The sequence below is a fragment of the Psychromicrobium silvestre genome (genome assembly GCF_013408295.1).
Taxonomy (GTDB): Bacteria; Actinomycetota; Actinomycetes; order Actinomycetales; family Micrococcaceae; genus Renibacterium; species Renibacterium silvestre.
Map to the genome: position 1 here is coordinate 221,286 of NZ_JACBYQ010000001.1, position 14,486 is coordinate 235,771.

The window sequence follows — 14,486 nt, forward strand, 5'->3', positions numbered from 1 at the left end:
TGAAGCCTAGTCCTGGCTGTTCAGGCTTGCTATCTTGAGGGCATGACACGCAAATTATTCGTCAATATCCCCGTCTCAAACCTCGACGCCTCGGTGGAATTTTTCACCGGCCTGGGGTTCACCTTCAACCCGCAATTCACCGACGAGAACGCTACCTGCATGCTGGTGGGTGAAGATGCTTACTTCATGTTGTTGGTCAAGGACTACTTCCAGAGCTTCACCCCCAAACCAATGGGTGACGCCAAGGTAAATGATCACGCGCTTTACGCCATTACTGCCGATACCCGCGAAGAAGTCGATGAGTTGGTTGATAAGGCCCTCGCGAGTGGGGCAACCTCAATCCGTGAACCGATGGACCAAGGGTTCATGTATCAGCGCAGCTTCCTGGATCTGGACGGGCATCACTGGGAAGTGTTCTTCATGGACATGAGCCAGATGCCTGCGGCGGAGAGCTGAGCAGAAACTGGTTTCTTTCCTCAATGAGCCGCTTGAGGTAGCTCTTGAGGAAGAGCTTCTCCGCGAGTAACCCCAGCGGGCCCAATGGTGCGGTGACCTCGATGAGGTCTGTCATCAGGCTGCCCGCTGGGGTGCTCTCAAAGCTGTGTTCGTGCCGAAAACTTTTGAAGGGCCCGCGATGCTGCTGATCAACAAATTTCTTCGGTGCATCCAGCTCGGTGATCTTTGACGTCATGGTCCACCAAATACCGAAGTGTCTGGCTCGCCAGGTGACTGTTTCGCCGAATTGAATGCTTCCACTGGTGGTGCCAGCGATCGCCGTTTCTTCGCTCTTTGACATCGAGGCGAGATGCGCATCGATGCTGAGGGATCGGGTGAAGAGCTCCTCAGGACTGAGCTCCGAGGCAGTGTGCAAGGAGAGGGCGAAAGCCATAGGAATAGCCTAGCGCTCTTTCCAATATTCGAATATATGTTCTAGTATAGTTTCATGTCTCGCCTAGATTTGCTTCCGGATCGTGACCGTTTGCGAGCCCTCCAACTGGTAGATACCGCGGAGGGCTACGCCCGGACGAAGAGTCTGCTGGCTGGTGCGGCGGAGCTGCGGGAAATGGGCCGTAAGCGAGAAGACTTACTCGCCGAGGTGACCGCCTATTTTCTGATTCGGGCTCATGGGAACTTGACCGGTAACGCACGAGCCGCCCTCTGCGTGGCCATGTGCGTTGAGGCTGGCGTAGATACCTTTACGGTGGATCGGCTGATGGCGCGAGAATCCTCCCACGCTGCCTGAGCTGACTGGGTTGCCAGTCATTAGCTCACCAGGTAGCTAGCGGTGCTCCTGGTGATCCACGGTGAGTGGCGTCGGTGTCGACGACTCCCATGATGCCATCGGCATCGGGGTCGACGATTCGGCTGATGAAGCCAATACCTAGGTCATCGAATTGGCTGTTTCCGACCTGGTAGAGATCGAAGTTCGTTTCGTCGCTGATGGCATCAATGAAATCTGGTTTGTCATCGCCGTCGGTGTTCTTGAGGGTGTAGTTGATGACGCCGGAATCTGGTGAGGTTTCAAGAATATCTGCCAGGCCATTCGTGCCGACCGGGAAGTTCGCGTCAATGATGCCGTCACGATTCGTGTCGATTTGTGCGATCAATGCCGCCGGGATGCCGGACTCAAACAAGTCCAGCACCGAGTCGTTATCAGAATCCAGGTCAAGATAAGAAGAAACCCCATCGCCCAGAACTGGAGTTACCAGGATATTTCCGTCGATATCATCGTCAAGGTAGAGGGAATTATTATTGAGGTCCTCGATAGAGTCTGGGATTCCGTCGTTGTCGGAGTCTAGGTCGCAGGCGTCCGTGATGCCGTCCCCGTCGGTATCCAGAGTGGTGGATTTATCGTTAGGAACTCCGCAGGGGCTCTCTGTCGGAGTGGTGGTCGGCGTCGAGGTTGCTGTCGGCGTCGTTGTCGGTGAAGGGCTAGTCGTCGAAGTGGCAGTCGGCGAACTAGAGGCCGTTGGAGTGGAGTTAGCCGTCTGGGATGATGTTGGCGTCTGGCTTGCGGTGCCGATCGACGAGGAGGAAGGGCTTGCCGAGGTGGCAGGGGCGAACGAACTTCCGGAGGTGGAGCATTCCGTGGAAGAGCTGGCTTGTGCATAAGCGTTCGAAGGGGTGCTCATGGAGAGGAGCAGGCCGGCTCCGGTCGCGATCAATAGGCCTAGTCCTAGCGTTGTCACCGTTTTACGGCTTCGTCGCGTGATGACCAGCAGGGCTACGCCCAAGCCGACAATTACCACTGCCCCCAATAGCAGCGGCCAAACTCCAAGGCCCGTCTGGGCCAAACATTCAGTCACAAATCCCCCCGGAATTGTAGATAGTTTTGTACTAATAAGAGATAACATATAGCAGCCCAACACCAGGCAGCTATGCCGAACAACTCAACATTTGGTGTAATGGCTCAATCCGATTGCGCTCTAGGTCAATCATCAACTGTGTGGTGAAGTTTAGGTCTTACCAGGTAGCTAGCGGTGCTCCTGGTGATCCACGGTGGGTGGCGTCGGTGTCGACGACTCCCATGATGCCATCGGCATCGGGGTCGACGATTCGGCTGATGAATCCAGCACCTAGGTCATCGAATTGGCTGTTTCCGACCTGGTAGAGGTCGAGGTTTGTTCCGTCACTGTTCAGATCAACGAAGTCCGGTTTGTCATCGCCGTCGGTGTTCTTGAGGGTGTAGTTGATGACGCCGGAATCTGGTGAGGTTTCAAGAATATCTGCCAGGCCATTCGTGCCGACCGGGAAGTTCGCGTCAATGATGCCGTCACGATTCGTGTCGATTTGTGCGATCAATGCCGCCGGGATGCCGGACTCAAACAAGTCCAGCACTGAGTCGTTATCAGAATCCAGGTCAAGATAAGAAGAAACCCCATCGCCAAGCACTGCGACAGGCCCGAAGACCCCATCAATGTCGTCATCATTGAAGAGGCCGTTGTAATCGAGGTCTTCTGCCGAATCCGGCAGGCCGTCGTTGTCGGAGTCTAGGTCGCAGGCATCTGTGATGCCGTCCCCGTCGGTATCCAGAGTGGTGGATTTGTCGTTAGGAACTCCGCAGGGGCTCTCTGTCGGAGTGGTGGTCGGCGTCGAGGTTGCTGTCGGCGTCGTTGTCGGTGAAGGGCTAGTCGTCGAAGTGGCAGTCGGCGAACTAGAGGCCGTTGGAGTGGAGTTAGCCGTCTGGGATGATGTTGGCGTCTGGCTTGCGGTGCCGATCGACGAGGAGGAAGGGCTTGCCGAGGTGGCAGGGGCGAACGAACTTCCGGAGGTGGAGCATTCCGTGGAAGAGCTGGCTTGTGCATAAGCGTTCGAAGGGGTGCTCATGGAGAGGAGCAGGCCGGCTCCGGTCGCGATCAATAAGCCTAGTCCTAGCGTTGTCACCGTTTTACGGCTTCGTCGCGTGATGACCAGCAGGGCTACGCCCAAGCCGACAATTACCACTGCCCCCAATAGCAGCGGCCAAACTCCAAGGCCCGTCTGGGCCAAACATTCAGTCACAAATCCCCCCGGAATTGTAGATAGTTTTGTACTAATAAGAGATAACATATAGCAACTCGCTAAGACGACTTAGCAGCGGGGGTCTCTGTAACGACGTTGAATAATTCAACATTGGATCTATTGCGTGGTATACATCGGGTGGACGCCGTCTGGGCGGCCAATTGAAGGTCAAAAAACGTGGAGCCCGCACGAAACGCCACTAAAACTCGTGACGAATCGTGCGGGCTCCACGCACTAAGGGGTAGTGACCCCAATAAACAGGCTAGACGCCGTAGTAAAGCTCGAACTCGTAGGGGTTAGGTCGCAGCGAAAGCGGCTTGATTTCGTTCTCCCGCTTGTACTCGATCCAGGTATCGATCAGATCCTGCGGGAAGACCCCGCCGGCCTGCAAGAACTCGTTATCCGCCTCCAAGGCCTCCAGGGCCTCTTCGAGGGAGCCCGGAGCCTTAGGAATGTCCTTTGCCTCTTCCGGAGGCAGCTCGTAGAGGTCCTTATCGATCGGTGCGGGCGGCTCAATCCGGTTACGAATCCCGTCCAGGCCAGCCATTAGTTGCGCGGCGAAAGCCAGGTACGGGTTGGAGGAGGGGTCCGGGGCGCGGAATTCGATCCGCTTAGCCTTCGGGTTGGTTCCAGTGATCGGGATCCGGATACCGGCCGAACGGTTACCCTGCGAGTAGACCATATTGACCGGAGCCTCGAAGCCCTTGACCAGGCGTCGGTAGGAGTTCACCGTGGGGTTGGTGAAGGCCAGGATCGCGGAAGAGTGCTTGAGTACGCCACCAATGTACCAGCGAGCCAGATCGGAGAGTCCGCCGTAGCCCTTCTCGTCATAGAACAACGGCTCGCCATCGCTCCACAGCGACTGGTGGCAGTGCATGCCCGAGCCGTTATCGCCGAAAATCGGCTTCGGCATAAAGGTTACGGTCTTGCCCCATTCGGCGGCGGTGTTCTTAATGATGTATTTGAACTTTTGCAGATCATCGGCAGCGTGTACCAAGGTGGAGAACTTGTAGTTGATCTCGGCCTGCCCAGCCGCGCCGACCTCGTGGTGCGAACGTTCGACCTCCAGGCCAGCATCGCCCAAAGCCACGCACATGGCATCGCGCAAATCTGCCTGGTGGTCTACCGGTGCCACCGGAAAGTAACCGCCCTTGAACGGCGTCTTATTGCCCAGGTTGCCGCCTTCTTCCTCGCGACCGGAGTTCCACGGGGCCTCAATGGAGTCCACCTTGTAGAAAGAGCCTTGCGGGGAGGATTCGAACTGCACATTATCGAAGACGTAGAACTCGGCCTCCGGGGCGAAGAAGGCAGTGTCGGCAATGCCGGTGGAAGCCAGGTAGGCTTCGGCGCGCTCGGCTACGCTGCGCGGATCACGGTGATAAGGATCGCCGGTGCGCGGGTTCACGATGGAGAAGTTCAGCGCCAGCGTCTTCTCAATTCGGAACGGATCGATAAAAGCCGTGGTGACGTCCGGGATCAACTGCATATCGGATTCGTGGATGCCCTGGAAGCCGCGGATCGATGATCCGTCGAAAAGCTGCCCGTTGACAAAGAAATCGGCGTCGACGCTCTGCGCTGGCACATTGAAGTGCTGTTGCACGCCGGGAAGATCGGTAAAACGAATATCGACGAACTTCACCTCTTCGTCTTTGAGGAACTTCAGGACTTCGTCCGCATTCTTGAACATCTATGCTCCTTTGGCACGTCGGCAGAGGGACCGGGACCGGTTTTCGGCAGTCTCGACTGTTACCAGCATAGTCAGAGAGAGTTTCCCGACGGTATCTGCTTTGTTTCCAGCAGGTTACGGTCGACGGCGATCTGGACGTGCGCTTACGGTGCCGTTGTGAGCGGGTAGCCTTGAGGAGTGGTAGATCGCAAAGACCTCGGTTCCTGGCTCTCCGGCCCGGATACCTCGCATTTGTCCAAGTATCCGGGGGAGCGGTTGGGCCTGCCACAGAGCGGACCGACTTCCATTGCTCGGGCCGGGCGGCGGATTCTCGCCTTACTCATTGACTGGGGTCTGTGCTCACTGATCAGCTACTTCCTGTTCCAGGGGGCGGCCTTAGCGACCCTGGGTATCTTCCTGATTGAGCAAGTGGTTCTAGTGGGCACCTTGGGCTACAGCATTGGGCATCGAGTGGCGGGTATCCAAGTGGTGCGGCAAACCCAGCCCGGCCGCCCAGTCTTCCAGCCCGCGGGCTTACTGGCCGGCGTCGTCCGCGGCCTCTTACTCTGCTTGCTGATTCCGGCGGTGATCACCGATCCCGACCATCGCGGTCTGCATGACCGGGCGATGAACACGGTGTTGGTGCGCCGCTAAGGCACTTGCCCGGACACGAGTTCTCGGACCAGTGTTGCCTCAGCTCGGCGTGCTTAAGTGATGCTCCACGATTCGCCACCAGTGCCGCTCTGAAAGCTCCTCACGGGCCTTTTCAACGCTAAGCCAGTGGCCGGCAACGATGGGCTCAAGAGGTTCGGTCATCAGGTACACCGGGACATGAGCCCAGGGCGTGGGGTAGCGGTAGCTGGCATCGGCTTGGGGTACTACATTACGAACGAACCCCACGCATCGATGCGGAATCTGCTGCTGACCAAAAACCTCTTGTTTTAGGTCGGAGAGGCCAACGGAAAGTGGCGTGAAGATCGGTTCTGTCCAGAGGAATCTCGTGGGCAGATCCAGTCCCTTCGCCGCCGGGGTGGTCGCAATAAGGTATTCCTTTTCGACCATCTGTTCAGGCGTGGTGCCTAGCGGCCTCGTGCGGCTTTGCGATCAGGCCTAGCCTTATAGGGATCGATGCCCTTGGGGATCGGTAGCCGGGAGCCTAGCGAGGAAATCCGCTTGCTGACCGCGCCCACTTCGGCTTTGGTCAGTTCGTTTTTGAGCTTGCGGACCTGCTTGGCCACCTTGCTCAGCTCCACCTGACCTTCCTCGCGGCCGGACTGGATCACATGCACCGTGACATTGGGCAGAATACGGTTCAGTTTCTTACGTTCGGCTTCTACCAGGGTGCGTACCCGGTGTCCGGGACCCTCGGTGACCAGTACTACGCCGGGCCGGCCGATGGCACGGAAGATCGCGTCCTGACTGCGCGGATTTACCGCAACCGGCTGCTCTTCGACAATCCAGCCGCGGCGCAGGGTGTTCAAGGCGGCGCCGGAGGCTCCAGGCTTTCCTTCGATCTGTGAGAAGGCGGCCTTCTCTGCCTTACGAGAGAGCACCAGCAGGGCCCCGAGTAGGCCAAGGGGGATACCGATAATCAGTGCGGTGATCCAGTTGTTATTGAAAAACACGAAAGAGACCAGCAGAGCGAGCGCAATCGCGCCGAGGAACACTAACAACATGAGCCAGACCGCGGTGGGGTCGGCGCGCCGGGTCATCTGGAAGACGTCCAGCATTTGTTTCATCCGGCCGGGCTGCTTATCCGGCTTCGGTGTCTTAGGTTTACGGGAGAAGAGGTTGCGGCGCTCTTGAGGGGCATTACTCGCGGAATCAGAGGTTTTGGCCATAGTTCCTTTATTCTATCCGCTCAGCGGGGCATCTGTTCCATCGCCAAATCCGGTGCTAAATCCGTAGTCCAAGGCTTCGGGATAGCTCAGTGACTTGGGGATAGCTCACGGTCGCGTCAGTCGACTATCCCAAAGTCATTGGACTATCGTGAACCGCCGCCGAAACCGCCGAAACACTCGGTCCAACGCTTATACGAGCGAAGCGGCCTCTTGCCGGGTGTGCCCGGAATCTTCGATTCCCTCGGCGATATGAGCCAACTCGGCAGGGATTTCGCGGCCCTTCTTGCGCATTGCGGTGGCCCAGAGTCGTCCAGCTCGGTAAGAGGAACGAACCAAGGGACCGCTCATCACGCCCAAGAAGCCCATCGCCTCTGCCTCGTCGCGCAGGTCCAGGAATTCCTGTGGCTTGACCCAGCGATCCACCGGCAGGTGCCGTTCACTGGGGCGTAGGTACTGGGTGATGGTGATCAGATCGCATTTTGCATCGTGCAGATCCTGAAGTGCCTCGGAGATCTCCTCGCGGGTTTCGCCCATGCCCAGGATCAAATTGGACTTGGTCACCATGCCCAACTCATGCCCCTGGGTGATCACGTCGAGGGAACGCTCGTAACGGAAGGCAGGCCGGATTCGCTTGAAGATTCGGGGTACAGTCTCCACGTTGTGAGCAAAAACCTCCGGCTTGGAATCACAGATCGCCTGAATGTTCTCCGGCTTACCGGAGAAGTCCGGAATCAGGATTTCCACTCCGGTTCCCGGGTTCAGTTCGTGGATCTTCCGAATAGTCTCGGCATAAAGCCAGACGCCTTCGTCTTCTAGATCATCGCGGGCCACGCCGGTCACGGTGGCGTAGCGCAAATTCATGGACTTGACGCTGCGAGCTACTTTGGTGGGCTCAAAGCGATCCAACGGGGAGGGCTTGCCGGAATCGATCTGACAGAAGTCGCAACGCCGTGTGCACTGTGCACCACCGATCAAGAAGGTGGCTTCCTTATCTTCCCAGCATTCGAAAATATTAGGGCAGCCGGCTTCTTCGCAGACGGTGTGCAGACCCTCTTTTTTCACCAGGTTCTTCAGCCCGATGTATTCGGGGCCCATCTTGACCTTGGCCTTGATCCATTCCGGTTTGCGCTCCACCGGGGTCTGGGCGTTGCGGGCCTCGACTCGCAACATCTTCCGGCCTTCGGGTGCCAAGGTCACAGCTGGGCTCCTTCGTTGATTCCAATAAGTGCTTCTTCGCGGGCTTGGAGCTCACGAACGATCAAATCCTTGAGGCTACTGGGGGAGACATCCCGCCCAGCTTCCAGAGAGATGGTGGTGGCCCCGGCGTCGGTGATACCGCAGGCGATGATCTGGCTAAAAGGAGCCAGATCGTTATTGCAGTTCAGCGAGAAACCATGCATGGTGACTCCGTTATGTACCCGGATGCCAATCGAGGCGATTTTGCGATCCGGACCCTTTTCATCGGCGAGCAGCCAGATCCCAGCTCGACCTTCCACTCGCTGCCCAGCGATGCCGAATTCGGCGAGTACTGCTAGCAGCACATCCTCCAAGAGGGTGACGTATTCGCGGATTGCATGCGGGTCACGGAGTTTCAGGATGGGGTAGCCCACCAACTGGCCGGGGCCGTGCCAGGTCAGCTTTCCACCCCGGTCCACCGCAACTACCGGCGTACCGTCAAAGGGGCGCTCGTGATCTTCGGTGCGTTTACCGGCTGTGTAGACGGGGGCATGCTCCAGCAGCAGAACAGTGCTGGGAGACTGGCCATCGACGACGGCGGTATGCAGCTCTTGTTGTTGCTGCCAGGCCTGCTGGTAGTCAACAAAGTGTGGTGCGAACCCGACTTCGGAGAACACAAGCGTCATGCGTACAGCGTAGACCCGTTGCGGGATCGGATTAAATCCGTGACCTGCCGGGAAGGTCCGGCAAGCCGGAAAGCAGCGCCAGCTACGCCCGGAGACCGTCATGTTGTGGTCAAGCTCACAGCTATTACCGTACTTATTGGGGCGGTATGCGGTGCGGATTAGCTCGTGGTTTTGAGCTGACTAGCTACCCAGTCGGCGGCTTCGGCCATGCCCGGATAACCGAACTCGAAGCCGTGCCCCAACAGCACCGCGGGAGTTGCCTTGGTGCTGGTGAGCAACACTTCGCGGGCGGCGGGTTTACTTAGCCCGAGTTCAAGCGCAAACGCCGGCACCGAGAGACGATGCGGCTTAGCTAGGGCGCGCGCGAGTTCGGTGACGACCTGATCGACGTTCGCGGCTTCCGGCGAGGCCAGATTGACTGGTCCACTGATGGGCTGTTCCAGCAGGAATTGCATGGCGGCCAGTAGATCCGGCTGGCAGATCCACGGCCAGAACTGCTCTCCGCTGCCCAATTTGCCGCCCAGACCCAGTTTCATCGGGACCAGTAGCTTGGCTAGTGCGCCGCCACGGGGTCCGAACACCACTCCGGTGCGCATCCGAACCACCCGACTGTGCTGCCGAGCCGCCGTCGTAGCCTCTTCCCAGTGTGCGCAGAGGTCAGCCAGAATGCCTTCGCCCACCGGGCCGCTCTCGTCCTGAGGCTCATCCTGGGCGCCGTAGATGCCGGTGCCGGATTGGCTCAGGAAGACCTGTGGTGGGTTGTCCGCCCGCTGAATGGCCAGTGCCAAGGTGCGAGTGGGGCCAATCCTGGAGGCATAGAGCTGTTCGATAAAACTGCGAGTCCAGCGCCGCGGCAGCTGGATCAATGGTGCCCCGGAGAGATTGACAACGGCGTCTATATCCTTAAGTGCGGCCGGATCGAGTTCGCCGGCGGCTGGATTCCAGGACACCTCCTGGGCAGTGCGAGCCTCGCGGCGCACTAACGGTCGCACCGAATGGCCTTTCCGCTCTAAGGCAGAGGTCAGTGCGCTACCTAGCATTCCCGAAGCTCCGGAGATTAAAACTCGCATTCCTTATTTGACCATTGTTGTCTGAGTATTTGCCCAGGCGCTGTGCTGTCGGAGCGGTATGACTAAGATCGATTCATGGGCCTTGAGAACTCTCACTATCTTCGTTATCCGCACCTACACGGTGAGCTACTGACCTTCGTCGCCGAAGACGATGTGTGGCTGGCACCCTTGTCCGGAGGAAGGGCTTGGCGGATCTCTTCGCTGGGGTTGCCGGCGAAGAATCCCCGATTTAGTCCGGACGGTAGCAGGCTGGCCTGGACCGTGACTCAAGGCACCGCCCCAGAGGTCGTGAGCGCCTCGGTGGACGGTGGCGATGTTGAACGACTCACCTGGTTTGGTCATCTTTCGACCAAGTTGCGTGGATTCAATCCCGACGGCACCGCATTGGTGGTGAGCGCTTTCGAGCAGCCCGAATCTAGGCACACCTTTGGTTATGCGGTCTCTTTGGTTGACGGCTCGCGTACCTCCCTGCCCTATGGCCCGGTTGATTCCGTGGTGTACGGGCCCGCTGTGGGGGACGAGAAGCCTGTCCTAGTGTCCTCGGTGTACTCCCGGGAGCCAGCCTGGTGGAAGCGCTATCGTGGTGGCACCTCGGGCAAGCTGTGGCTGGATCGGGACGGCTCCGGTGATTTCTCCCGCCTGGTTCCCGAATTGGACGGAAATCTGGTCGATCCGATGTGGATTGGAGACCGGATCGCTTTCCTCTCTGATCACGAGGGCTACGGCAATTTGTATTCGGTTGATTCGAGCGGGAAGAGCCTGCGTAGACACACCGATCATGAGGGCTTCTATGTCCGGCACGCTAGCACCGACGGGCAGCGGGTGGTTTTTGAATCGGCGGGCAATCTGTTCTTAGTGGACGGTCTGGACGCCCAGCCGGTGCGTTTGGAAATCAGCCTGGGCTCCGCCTCGACCGGGCGGCGGCCCCGTCCGCTCAATGTCGCCCAGCAACTCGGTGAGGTGCGGCCGGATCATGAAGGCCGCGCGAGCATCGTCGAATCGCACGGCACCGTTCACCTGTTGACTCATCGGGACGGCCCGGCCCGGAAAATTGAATCCGTGCCCGGAGTGCGAGCCCGACTGGCACGTCCCTTGGGGGATGACCGGGTGGTCTACCTGGCCGACCACGATGGGGTCGAAGCGATCTATCTCGCCCCCTTGGCTCCGGCTGGCAGCACCGGCAGCACCGAGCCGGAAAACACGCCACCGGCCGCTCCGGTCTCTCCGGTCGAGGAGGGCTCTGCGGAGGAACTGCCGAGCCCGGTTTCTGCGGCATCCGTAAACAGCTCGGCAAGCAAAGCCGTGGAGCCTCCTGCCGAGGCGTCATCGGCACCGGCGTCATCGGAATCGGCGGGATCAGGTCAGACGGCGGCAAAGAGCCAGAAGTTGGGCTCCGAGGTCCGGAAAATTGACTTCCCAGGCCCAGGCCGAGCCGCGGCGGTAGAAGCCAGCCCGGACGGCAAATACGTTGCGATCGGAACCGAGTACGGCCAGGTGTTGTTGCTAAATGTCGATTCCGGCACTTTGCAGGAACTAGCTGAGACAAAGATCGGCAGGGTCTCTGAGCTGGTGTTCAGCCCGGACTCACGGTGGCTGCTCTGGTCCGAACCCACCTCGGCAGACTCGGAGCGTGCCAGGCTTCGACTCAGCAAGATCGGCGGTGAGGAGATTCTTGAGGTGACCGATGGCCGGTTCAGTGACTTCTCGCCGTCGTTCAGCCCGGACGGGAAGTTCATAGCCTTCCTGTCTCGACGTAGCTTCGACCCGGTGTATGACACCCACAACTTTGACTTGGCTTTCCCCCAAGCCGTCAAGCCCTATTTGATCGCCTTGGCCGCCGAGACTCCTTCGCCCTTCGGACCCTCGATCGCGGGAAGCAACGCTGGCACCGAGCAGAAAGCCAAAGAGAAGGACGAGGACAAGAAGGACGACGCCGCTGGCGAGTCTACTGTTGTGGATCCGGCGGGCTTGGCTGATCGGGTGGTGTCGATACCGGCCGCCCAAGGCGGTTACGAGGTGTTGCGCGCGGTAAGCGGCGGCGTTCTTTGGCTCAGGCGCGAGCTGGAAGGCGTCACAGGGGACGGGCGCGGTAGCAGCAGCGATCAGGAGAAATCGCCTCAACTGGAGCTCTTTGACTTCACGAGCAAAGAAACCACCGTTCTGGTTGAAGCTGCTGACTCCTTCGAGCTGAGCGGAGATGGCAACCGGATTGTGGTGATCGATAAGAACAAGGTTCGGGTGTTGCCGAGCGATAAAAAGGTTGAAGAGAAGTCCCGGGAGAATATTCAACTGGATCTGAGTCGGATCAGGGTTGTTTTGCAGCCGGTGAAGGTCTGGGGCCAGGCTTTTGACGAGGCTTGGCGTCTGCAACGAGACTTCTTCTGGACCGAAGATATGGCCGGTTTGGACTGGCAGGGAGTCTACGACAACTATCGCCCCATCGTGGAGCGGCTCGGTTCGCACGATGACCTGGTAGACCTGCTCTGGGAAATGCACGGCGAGCTCGGGACTTCCCACGCCTACGTCACCCCGAAGGCTATTCAGGAGCCCGGCACTGGGCCACAGGGTCGCTTGGGTGCGGAGATCGTCAAAACGGCTGTGGGCTGGGAGGTGCAGGGCATTCTGCCCGGTGAGTCCTCCGATCCGCTAGCACGTTCGCCTCTGACCGCGCCCGGGGCTGCGGTCAAGGTTGGTGATGTGCTGCTTGCCATCGATGGCGTGGAAGTGGCGCAGGCAGGCCCAGAACCCTTGCTTGCGGGTGCCGCCGACAAGATTGTCGAGCTCACCTTGCGAAACGGCTCAGCTCATGGGGATAAGGCAGGGCAGGAACGCCGTATCGCCGTGGTGCCGATCAGAGACGAGGAGCGCCTGCGCTACCAGGATTGGGTGCGGCGTAATCGGGAGTTGGTTCGGGAAACCTCGGAGAACCGATTTGGTTATCTACACGTGCCGGATATGCAAGCCAGAGGCTGGTCACAGTTGCATCGCGATCTGGAGCAGGAGTTTTCCAAGGATGCGCTGATTGTCGATGTGCGTCGCAATCGAGGCGGGCACACTTCGCAGCTCGTGGCCGAATTGATCGGACGTAAGATCACCGCGTGGACGCGTTCTAGGGCGATCCAGGATATGACCTATCCGAGCCATGCTCCGCATGGACCGGTGGTGATTTTGACCGATGAATTCGCGGGTTCCGACGGCGATATCATCACCCAGGTATCCAAATTGCGGGGCATCGGCCCGGTAGTTGGCGTGCGTACCTGGGGTGGAGTGGTCGGCATTGATGGACGATTTGGTCTGGCCGATGGCACCGCAGTCACCCAGCCTCGCTATGCCTTCTGGTTTACCGGAGGCATTGGCTGGGGTGTGGAGAACTACGGAGTGGACCCCGATATTGAGGTCACTTTCCCACCGCACGCTTACGGTGCGGGGGAGGATCCGCAGCTTGAGTACGGTCTTGGAGTGCTGCGAGAAATGCTCAATGAGATTCCCACCGAACAAGCGCCAGCCCACGAGGGTTACCGCACCCTCCGGCCGGGATCTCTGCCGCCGCGTCCGCAGGGCTAGGAGTGCGCGCCTGGCGATTACCGCCAGGCTGAGCGGCCAAGCCGCTGATATTTGCTGCTGCGGATCTTGTGCTGTTGAGTCGGCTAGCCGGAGATACCGGCTAGCCGACTCAAGCTGGCTAGCTGGCTAGCCGGGCTTCCAGAGTGATCGTGGTGCCAGTTAGAGCGGCGGAAACCGGGCAGCCGATCTTGGCGCCTTCCGCGATGCGCTGGAAATCTTCCTCGTTCAGTCCGGGGACCTTGGCTACCAAGGTCAGGTGGATTCCGGTGATGCCTTCGCCGGGTTGGAAGGTGACATCGGCGCTGGTCTGCACCTCGTCAGGGGTTTTCCCTTCCTGGCCGAGGGCATGGCTGAAAGCCATCGAGAAGCAGGCCGAGTGGGCCGCCGCGATCAGCTCTTCAGGGCTGGTCTTGCCTTCGGCCTGTTCTGCTCGAGCTTTCCAGGTGACGTCGTAGCTGCCGAGTCCGGAGCTATCGAGGGTTACCTGGCCGCTTCCAGTGGGCAGGTCGCCTTGCCAGACGGTATGTGCTGAACGGACTGTGGCCATGATCATGCTCCTTCATTGAGGGGGTTCTACTCATCCATCCTAGGCAGGTTTGCTGGCTTGCTACCATGGCGCTATGCCTGAACTCTCCTCAATCATGATCAACGCACTCGATGCGCGGAAGTTAGCGGAATTCTGGAGCGCCTTCCTGAACACCGAAATAGCCGCTGATCACGAAGATTTCATCTGGCTCAAGGCTACAGAGGATCAAAGCAGGCTCGCCTTTCAGCAGGTCGCCGAGCCAACCGAGGGCCGACGTCGACTGCACCTAGACTTCACTGCGGATGACCCGGAACGAGAACTGGCCCGCGCCCTGGAATTGGGTGCGAGCCAGCTGGAAGACCATACTTCGGGGTCGTTCCATTGGGTAGTGTTGGCTGATCCGGAGGGCAATGAGTTCTGCCTCTCGGCGGCCGAGTGAGCCCGAGATCGCGGCGA

Annotated in this window: 17 protein-coding genes; 7 read left to right on the forward strand and 10 right to left on the reverse strand. The window is 59.0% G+C overall.

All coding sequences use genetic code 11. From position 1 onward, the window contains the following. Positions 1–42: 42 nt before the first annotated feature. Positions 43–456, forward strand: coding sequence for a VOC family protein (locus tag FHU41_RS01065; RefSeq protein ID WP_179387822.1), 414 nt, complete (start codon positions 43–45; stop codon positions 454–456). Here FHU41_RS01065 and FHU41_RS01070 read toward each other — a convergent pair. Beyond that, positions 419–889 (reverse strand): SRPBCC family protein, encoded by a 471-nt coding sequence (locus FHU41_RS01070; RefSeq protein WP_179387823.1) that lies wholly within the window; start codon positions 887–889, stop codon positions 419–421. The genes FHU41_RS01065 and FHU41_RS01070 overlap by 38 nt on opposite strands. A gap of 54 nt (positions 890–943) precedes the next feature. Here FHU41_RS01070 and FHU41_RS01075 point away from each other — a divergent pair, with 54 nt between their 5' ends. After that, positions 944–1,243: a hypothetical protein gene (locus FHU41_RS01075; protein ID WP_179387824.1), complete on the forward strand. Its 300-nt coding sequence runs from the start codon at positions 944–946 to the stop codon at positions 1,241–1,243. Between the two features lie 25 nt (positions 1,244–1,268). Here FHU41_RS01075 and FHU41_RS01080 read toward each other — a convergent pair whose 3' ends face one another. Further along, positions 1,269–1,643, reverse strand: a complete 375-nt coding sequence (locus tag FHU41_RS01080; RefSeq protein WP_179387825.1) for a hypothetical protein — start codon at positions 1,641–1,643, stop codon at positions 1,269–1,271. A gap of 172 nt (positions 1,644–1,815) precedes the next feature. Here FHU41_RS01080 and FHU41_RS01085 point away from each other — a divergent pair, with 172 nt between their 5' ends. Further along, positions 1,816–2,112, forward strand: a complete 297-nt coding sequence (locus tag FHU41_RS01085) for a hypothetical protein (RefSeq protein ID WP_179387826.1) — start codon at positions 1,816–1,818, stop codon at positions 2,110–2,112. Between the two features lie 351 nt (positions 2,113–2,463). Here FHU41_RS01085 and FHU41_RS01090 read toward each other — a convergent pair whose 3' ends face one another. Next, positions 2,464–2,838 (reverse strand): hypothetical protein, encoded by a 375-nt coding sequence (locus tag FHU41_RS01090; protein ID WP_179387827.1) that lies wholly within the window; start codon positions 2,836–2,838, stop codon positions 2,464–2,466. A 205-nt stretch (positions 2,839–3,043) separates the two neighbouring features. Between FHU41_RS01090 and FHU41_RS01095 the strand changes: the two genes are divergently transcribed. Further along, a complete protein-coding gene (locus FHU41_RS01095; protein ID WP_179387828.1) occupies positions 3,044–3,307 on the forward strand; it encodes a hypothetical protein in 264 nt (87 codons plus the stop codon). A gap of 456 nt (positions 3,308–3,763) precedes the next feature. Here the strand turns inward: FHU41_RS01095 and glnA are convergent, their stop codons facing one another. Then, complete coding sequence (glnA, locus tag FHU41_RS01100) at positions 3,764–5,188, reverse strand: type I glutamate--ammonia ligase (protein ID WP_179387829.1); 1,425 nt, start codon at positions 5,186–5,188, stop codon at positions 3,764–3,766. A 177-nt stretch (positions 5,189–5,365) separates the two neighbouring features. Here glnA and FHU41_RS01105 point away from each other — a divergent pair, with 177 nt between their 5' ends. After that, positions 5,366–5,821 carry an RDD family protein gene (locus FHU41_RS01105; protein ID WP_179387830.1) on the forward strand — a complete coding sequence of 152 codons (456 nt, stop codon included), beginning with the start codon at positions 5,366–5,368 and terminating at the stop codon, positions 5,819–5,821. 39 nt (positions 5,822–5,860) lie between these two features. Here FHU41_RS01105 and FHU41_RS01110 read toward each other — a convergent pair whose 3' ends face one another. The 5 genes from FHU41_RS01110 to FHU41_RS01130 all read right to left on the reverse strand — a co-directional run bounded on the left by FHU41_RS01110 (position 5,861) and on the right by FHU41_RS01130 (position 9,940). Further along, the gene (locus tag FHU41_RS01110) at positions 5,861–6,229 is read right to left on the reverse strand and encodes a hypothetical protein (RefSeq protein ID WP_179387831.1); all 369 of its coding nucleotides are present in this window, start codon (positions 6,227–6,229) and stop codon (positions 5,861–5,863) included. 17 nt (positions 6,230–6,246) lie between these two features. Continuing rightward, positions 6,247–7,008: a DUF4191 domain-containing protein gene (locus FHU41_RS01115; RefSeq protein ID WP_179387832.1), complete on the reverse strand. Its 762-nt coding sequence runs from the start codon at positions 7,006–7,008 to the stop codon at positions 6,247–6,249. Positions 7,009–7,197: 189 nt separating this feature from the next. Beyond that, entirely contained in the window at positions 7,198–8,205 is a 1,008-nt protein-coding gene (gene lipA, locus FHU41_RS01120) for a lipoyl synthase (protein WP_179387833.1), read from the reverse strand. Then, positions 8,202–8,870 (reverse strand): lipoyl(octanoyl) transferase LipB, encoded by a 669-nt coding sequence (gene lipB, locus FHU41_RS01125; RefSeq protein WP_179387834.1) that lies wholly within the window; start codon positions 8,868–8,870, stop codon positions 8,202–8,204. Before lipB ends, lipA begins: the two co-directional genes overlap by 4 nt. Positions 8,871–9,028: 158 nt before the next feature. After that, entirely contained in the window at positions 9,029–9,940 is a 912-nt protein-coding gene (locus FHU41_RS01130) for a TIGR01777 family oxidoreductase (protein ID WP_179387835.1), read from the reverse strand. A 75-nt stretch (positions 9,941–10,015) separates the two neighbouring features. Between FHU41_RS01130 and FHU41_RS01135 the strand changes: the two genes are divergently transcribed. Next, positions 10,016–13,504 (forward strand): S41 family peptidase, encoded by a 3,489-nt coding sequence (locus tag FHU41_RS01135; protein WP_179387836.1) that lies wholly within the window; start codon positions 10,016–10,018, stop codon positions 13,502–13,504. 118 nt (positions 13,505–13,622) lie between these two features. On the opposite strand, the gene FHU41_RS01140 is transcribed toward FHU41_RS01135, so the two are convergent. Beyond that, positions 13,623–14,051 (reverse strand): OsmC family protein, encoded by a 429-nt coding sequence (locus tag FHU41_RS01140; RefSeq protein ID WP_179387837.1) that lies wholly within the window; start codon positions 14,049–14,051, stop codon positions 13,623–13,625. A 73-nt stretch (positions 14,052–14,124) separates the two neighbouring features. Here FHU41_RS01140 and FHU41_RS01145 point away from each other — a divergent pair, with 73 nt between their 5' ends. Beyond that, positions 14,125–14,469, forward strand: a complete 345-nt coding sequence (locus FHU41_RS01145) for a VOC family protein (RefSeq protein WP_246279398.1) — start codon at positions 14,125–14,127, stop codon at positions 14,467–14,469. Positions 14,470–14,486: the final 17 nt, after the last annotated feature.